We start from the raw sequence: 2333 nt of genomic DNA on the forward strand, positions 1-2333 counted from the left end.
CGAGTGGCGAGAATCGGCTCGGAAAACACCGGCGAAATGGTCCGAGTCCTTGTTGAAATGGGCAGCACGTCTCGGCATGGATCTCGACCCTGTTGACCGACCGCTTTTTCAGTGGATGACGCAGATTAGCCAGTTGGCTTTGATTTATGGCGACATGACCAGCGATCGGTATGTGCTGCTGTTGCAGCAAGAAGCCAATGGCCCCATTTCTCCACCACTGACCGGTGCGGGCATTCATTTTCTGTCGTTGGCAGAGCTCTTAGGCGGCAGCTTTGATGCTATTTGGATATTGGGCGCCGTGACGAGCGCATGGCCAGCGGCGGTTCAACGCAACCCATTTATCCCCGTTGCGTTGGCAAGAGACAAAGGCTTGCCAAGGAGCTCAGCGGAACGGGAACTGGTCTACGCGAAATGGCAAAAATCGCTCATCCTCAGTATGGCACCAGAGGTGGTGGTCAGTTATCCGGAGAACATTGATTTGGAAGCCCAGTTGCCAAGTCCATTGACGGTGGATTGGCAAGCCTGGTCATTTGAGGCTGGCCATAGGCGGCAAACAGCTGCATGTCAGGCAAGGGAAGGGGCGCTGTTAGATAAGTGGGAGGTGTTGGAAGACCATAGGGTGATCCCGCCGGAGCCCGGTCAACATTCGGGCGGGACCGCATTGTTTACGGATATGGCGCAGTGTCCATTTCGTGCTTTCCTGCGTCATCGAGTAGGTTTGCAAGAACCGGATAAACAGATGTGGGGCGTTGATGCCAAAAGGCGCGGAATATGGTATCACGCCATCCTCGAGGGATTCTGGGCTAAGGTGGGCAACCATGCTCGCCTGACAATCTTGTCGCCGACGGAACGCCGGGACCTGCTTAGGGAGTTGGCAAAAAAGACTTGGCCATCGGTGATGGCCAATATTAATTTGAAGAAAAACATTCTGCTTGCGCTGGAAGCGGTTGAGGTGGCGCTGGCAGTGGACATTCTGGATGCACTGTTGATGGTGGATCTGGCTCGCACGCCTTTCGAGGTGGAAGCGGTGGAGGCCAGTCGAACCATTCAGGTTGGCCAATTCCGGTTTCGCATCAAGCTTGATCGCATTGACCAACTGGCCAGTGGGGAGCGCATTGTCATCGATTATAAAACCGGCGAAAAACAACTGACGCATCTTCGTCCAGAAGGGCTTAAGGAACCACAATTGCCGGTCTACGCCGTTTTTTCTGATACCCAGATCGATGCGGTGGCTTTTGCGGTAATGAGTCTCAAAAGTTCGAGATATCTTGGGTTGCGTGATGATGCCGTCCGTTTTTATGCTGACGGCAAAGAGCCGCTACAAGCGCTGCCGTACCGTCGCTCCGGGTTTGACCAAAACGATTGGCCCGATTTGTTGGATGCGTGGCGGCGACGCCTTTTTCAACTGGCCAAACAATACGAAGAGGGAGACAGTCGGGCGGCAGGCAAAGTCACAGACCTGTGTCAGTATTGTCAATTTCAACCGGTGTGCCGTCGCGATATTTTAGAGCCGTTGCCGGAGGATGATGTATTACGGAAAGAAATCATTGCCTCGGAGGATGAAGTATGAGCGCCATTGACCAAGAGTGGCGACAGCGCGCCATTGATCCATCCATCAGCGTGATTGTGCAAGCACCGGCCGGTTCTGGCAAAACTGAGTTGCTCACCCAGCGATTTCTGGCCCTCTTGGCCACAGTGGACAAGCCGGAGAGCATTCTCGCGATCACCTTTACGCGAAAAGCCGTGGGCGAAATGCGCCACCGCATTATCCAAAGCTTGGCGGATGCCGGCAATCAGGTGCCAACGACGTCCGAGGTGAAGCAGCAAACACGCGCCTTGGCTGAGCAAGTGTTAGCACGTGACAAAGCCAAGCAGTGGCATCTTTTGGAAAACCCGTCGCGGCTGCAAATTATGACCATAGATGCCCTGTGCGCCTTTCTTGGTCGACAGCTTCCGATTGCGGCACGATTTGGCGCGGCGTTAAATCCAGCTGAAGATCCTCGGCCACTGTATGAGGAAGCTGTCGAGCATGCGCTCAATGCATGCCTGGCAGAACAGTCACCTTGCGTCACAACATTGCTTCGTCATTTCGCTGGCAACGGTGAAGCGCTGAAAAAAGTGGTGGTCGATTTATTGCAATCCCGAGCCCAGTGGCTGCCGCAAGTGCTTCCACTGCACCAAGAGGCCCCCGAGGCTTTGAAATCTGCATTTGAAAAAAGCCTGAGGCAGGAATTAGATGATCTTCTCTGTTCTCTTGCGCGCGCGCTCGCACGGTTTCTGCCGGAGCTGGAGCAGTGGTCGCAATTTGCCCAAGCACAGGCGGATTATGGCTA

The 2333-nt window shown here is 54.4% G+C and carries 2 protein-coding genes; both read left to right on the plus strand.

Annotation, left to right across the window (positions count from 1 at the left end; genetic code table 11):
* A partial coding sequence (locus D6694_01755; GenBank protein ID RMH47604.1) for a hypothetical protein occupies positions 1-1570 on the plus strand: 1570 nt, incomplete at its 5' end.
* A partial coding sequence (locus D6694_01760; protein ID RMH47605.1) for a hypothetical protein occupies positions 1567-2333 on the plus strand: 767 nt, incomplete at its 3' end. The genes D6694_01755 and D6694_01760, both read left to right, overlap by 4 nt.

The sequence above is a fragment of the Gammaproteobacteria bacterium genome, from assembly GCA_003696665.1.
Taxonomy (GTDB): Bacteria; Pseudomonadota; Gammaproteobacteria; order Enterobacterales.